Source organism: Undibacterium sp. GW821-FHT11H02 (assembly GCF_058808015.1).
In genome coordinates this window covers 1-4,081 of the sequence record NZ_JBXARG010000040.1, presented here as the reverse complement: position 1 = coordinate 4,081, position 4,081 = coordinate 1, and the positions used below count along the sequence as shown (strand labels likewise).

The window sequence follows — 4,081 nt, the reverse complement described above, 5'->3', positions numbered from 1 at the left end:
CGGCGCGCCTTGACGCCTAGCCCTGTGCCCGTTTTTCCGCATTCGCACTCCCAATTTAAATGTTAACAGGCCCTAGCCGCGCCAAATAGCAACAAGGCGGTCGCCAGCACGGTCGCCAGCAAGCCTTGCACCTGATCACTAGCACCAGCCAGTATCAGTTGTACGGCATCGGCTCCCTGCGAGCCAAGCAATTGGCGTAATTGCGCCACGATCTCGTGTTGCGCTTGCTGCTTGCCGAAAAAGCTTCCCGCTACCGCAATCACCAATACCAATATGGGTGCCATCGAAAACAAAGTGTAAAACGCTAAAGCCGCCCCCTTGCTGGCATCACGATGATTAAACCAATCATTCACCGCACTATTGACCACGTAACGCATTCTTTGCAGGACGCCGGGCAGTTTTATGATCATTTTTATGTCCAGGCAGTTTTTAGGGAATCAATGTTTTTGCAAATTCTAGACGAGACATTATTCGTAGTCTGTACGGCAACACACCTCGATTACTAGGTGATATCCAGCTTAAGGCTAACTGCCTACAAAGACGAAATTGAGCGGTCGAGGGTGGAATCTAGGATAATGGCGGGTAATTCACTTTTAACGCTGTTTTGGCCGCCTTTTTGGAACACTCTCATGGAAATTAAAGTCAACTTTCTCGATAAACTTCGCCTAGAGGCCAAGTTCGATGATTTCACGGTGATCGCTGATCAGCCGATTCGTTATAAAGGTGATGGTTCTGCACCGGGACCTTTTGATTATTTCTTGGCGTCTTCCGCTTTATGTGCGGCCTACTTTGTGAAGTTGTACTGCAATACGCGCAATATTCCGACCGAGAATATTCGCCTCTCACAAAACAATATCGTCGATCCAGAAAATCGCTACGCCCAGATTTTTAAGATACAAGTGGAATTGCCTGCCGATATTTCGGCCAAAGATCGCGAAGGTATTTTGCGTTCGATTGATCGTTGCACTGTTAAGAAAGTGGTACAAGCGGGTCCTGAATTTATCATTGAAGAAGTCGACAATCTCGACGCCGATGCGCAAGCTTTGCTGACATTAAACCCAGATGCCAATGCAGCCACCTATATCCTCGGTAAAGATTTGCCGCTGGAACAAACGATCGCGAATATGTCGAGCTTGTTAGCAGGACTCGGTATCAAAATCGAAATCGCATCGTGGCGCAATATCATCCCGAATGTATGGTCGTTACATATCCGCGATGCGCATTCTCCTATGTGTTTTACTAACGGCAAAGGCGCGACCAAAGAAAGTGCTTTAGCCTCGGCTTTGGGTGAATACATAGAACGCCTGAGCAACAATCACTTTTATGCGGGCTCGTTTTGGGGCGAAGACATCGCCAACGCCGAGTTTGTGCATTACCCGAATGAAAAGTGGTTCAAACCGGGCAAGAAAGACGCACTGCCTAAAGAAATTTTAGACGCCTACAGCCTCGCTATTTACAACCCAGACAAAGAACTGCGCGGCTCGCATCTGATCGACACCAACTCGGGTAATGTTGAACGTGGTATCTGCTCGCTGCCTTTCGTGCGCCTATCTGACGGCGAAACAGTTTACTTCCCCTCCAATCTGGTTGAAAACCTTTTCGCCAGCAATGGCATGAGCGCAGGCAATACGCTGGTCGAAGCGCAGGTGCAATGTCTATCGGAGATTTTTGAACGCGCCGTCAAACGCGAGATTCTCGAAGGCGAAATCGCTTTGCCCGATGTGCCGCAAGAAGTATTGGCAAAATATCCGGGCATCATGGCGGGCATACAAGGTTTGGAAGAACAAGGTTTTCCCGTCTTGGTCAAAGATGCCTCACTCGGTGGTCAATATCCGGTGATGTGTGTGACCTTAATGAATCCACGCACTGGCGGCGTATTCGCTTCTTTCGGCGCCCATCCAAGTTTTGAAGTAGCACTAGAACGCAGTTTGACTGAGCTGTTACAAGGTCGCAGTTTTGAAGGCCTGAATGACTTGCCACCACCGACTTTTGTCAGCAACGCGGTCACTGAGCCGAATAATTTTGTCGAACACTTTATCGACTCTAGCGGTGTGGTGTCGTGGCGCTTTTTCAGCGCCAAGTTTGACTACGAATTTGTGGAATGGGATTTCTCAGGTCAAGGCGCAAACTCCAATGCCGACGAAGCTGCAACGCTATTCGGTATCCTCTCCGAGATGGGTAAAGAAGTGTACCAAGCGGTCTACGACCAACTCGGTGCGACCGCTTGCCGCATCTTAGTGCCGGGCTATTCCGAAGTCTATCCAGTTGAAGATTTAATCTGGGATAACACCAATAAAGCCCTGCTATTCCGCGCAGACATTTTAAATTTGCATCAGCTCGACGACGACGCCTTAGCGGCTTTGCTCGACCGTTTAGAAAACAATGAACTAGACGAATACAGCGACATCGCCACCTTGATAGGCATAGAATTTGATGAAAACACGGTGTGGGGACAACTCACCGTGCTCGAATTGAAATTACTCATCAATCTCGCCCTGCAAGAATTTGAAGAAGCCCACGATCAAGTACAAGCCTTCTTGCAGTACAACGACAACAGCGTTGATCGCGGCTTGTTCTATCAAGCTTTGAATGTGGTCTTAGAAGTCGATTTAGATGACGAACTCGATCACGACGATTACGAACACAACTTCCGCCGCATGTTTGGCAATGAACGCATGGATGCAGTCTACGGCTCATTAGAAGGCAGCGTGCGCTTCTATGGTTTGACGCCGACCAGTATGAAGCTTGAGGGCTTAGATAGGCATCAGCGTTTGATTGATAGTTATAAGAAGTTGCATTTGGTGCGGGGGAAAATGATAAGTAATCCATAGTACGGGCAAAGCGTCTCCTCCCTAGACATTATGCTCACGACGTCGTGCCCTTGGATGCCGATTGGTTTCACACAGACGGCATCACCCATAACTCGTCAAGATTGACATCATCACTAGCTGGACGATGTTCTTTGAGGAGAGGATCTATCTTCAAGATCATTGGAAGATCGAATGCTGTTCCTGTAACCACGCAGCATCCTTTGGCCAATGTCGGTATAAGCGCCTTGGATGATGAATCAAGTGTACTGATCGTGTTATCAAGTAACATTAAATCGCGCTCGTTAACCAATCGATGAATAAAGAAATTGTGGATCTGTGAAACAATGGTTGGAGAAATATCGGCAGGCCGTTGGCTGGAAAGCGTCAAATAGACCCCGTATTTTCGGCCTTCTTTGATGATCTCTTCGAAAAGTTCAAGCCTATAGTCCTTCCATATTTCGTGCTCTCGTGTCGATTGTTCAGAGAGAATATTGTGAGCTTCGTCAATAATTAGATGCAGCGTTTTAGTTGGCGGACTCTTTAGGTTTTCTGAATCCTTGTGGTTGATGTAGAAATATTTAGCGATCAGTAACGGCAAGATTTTCTTAATTTCGTTCTTGCATTTCTTGAGTGAGATTACATGCAAAAGACAAGGCGGCGACGGCACATCCACAATTTCCAACACATTGCGAAGCGCTGCGATGGAAGACTTGGCTCGCGATAATACTGGTTGAATGTGCTCGTATTGCGCATATCCTAGAACAACATCAGAGCAAAGACGAAGATAGCACCTTAAAATAAGTTCACTAAACTGGTCCATCTCACTAAGCGAAATATGCGCTTGTAGAAGTGGCTTAAGTATTGTCTCAAAGCCCTTGCCATTAGAGTTGAAATAGCCATCGCTTCCGTATTTAAAGTACTTTTCCTTTGTATTATAAACAATATCTTTCAGAAGATTTTTTAACGGTTCACAATTAATAAGTCTAGCGATCTCACGGCTCAACTCCAAAGCCTGCGGCTTGGCTTCTCCTGAGCTAAATGCCGTCTCAAAGGTCTTCTCGATGTATTGTGTAAGAGGGAGCTTTTTATATTTCTCTCTACCCTTAATTACGCTTCTTAAAAATGGTTGTTGAGTGTTTGTAGTAGCCTGGAAAAGCAAACTCAACGTTTCAGCATCCCAGAAATGAGCACTTTCTGTAACCCTCCCGTAAAATCAAGCCATGCATAACTAGAGATCTTGAGGCAAACTTATGTGCCAAAGGAGAACAGAA

At 46.6% G+C, this 4,081-nt stretch carries 3 protein-coding genes; 1 reads left to right on the top strand and 2 read right to left on the bottom strand.

Annotated elements, in window-relative coordinates:
• Positions 1–62: 62 nt before the first annotated feature.
• Positions 63–410 carry a YhjD/YihY/BrkB family envelope integrity protein gene (locus AC1RR2_RS20840; RefSeq protein ID WP_493224209.1) on the bottom strand — a complete coding sequence of 116 codons (348 nt, stop codon included), beginning with the start codon at positions 408–410 and terminating at the stop codon, positions 63–65.
• Between the two features lie 219 nt (positions 411–629).
• Here AC1RR2_RS20840 and AC1RR2_RS20835 point away from each other — a divergent pair, with 219 nt between their 5' ends.
• A complete protein-coding gene (locus AC1RR2_RS20835; RefSeq protein WP_493224208.1) occupies positions 630–2,831 on the top strand; it encodes an OsmC domain/YcaO domain-containing protein in 2,202 nt (733 codons plus the stop codon).
• 67 nt (positions 2,832–2,898) lie between these two features.
• Here AC1RR2_RS20835 and AC1RR2_RS20830 read toward each other — a convergent pair whose 3' ends face one another.
• On the bottom strand, positions 2,899–3,975 hold the full coding sequence (locus AC1RR2_RS20830; RefSeq protein WP_493224207.1) for an ATP-binding protein: 1,077 nt from the start codon (positions 3,973–3,975) through the stop codon (positions 2,899–2,901).
• Positions 3,976–4,081 lie beyond the last annotated feature (106 nt).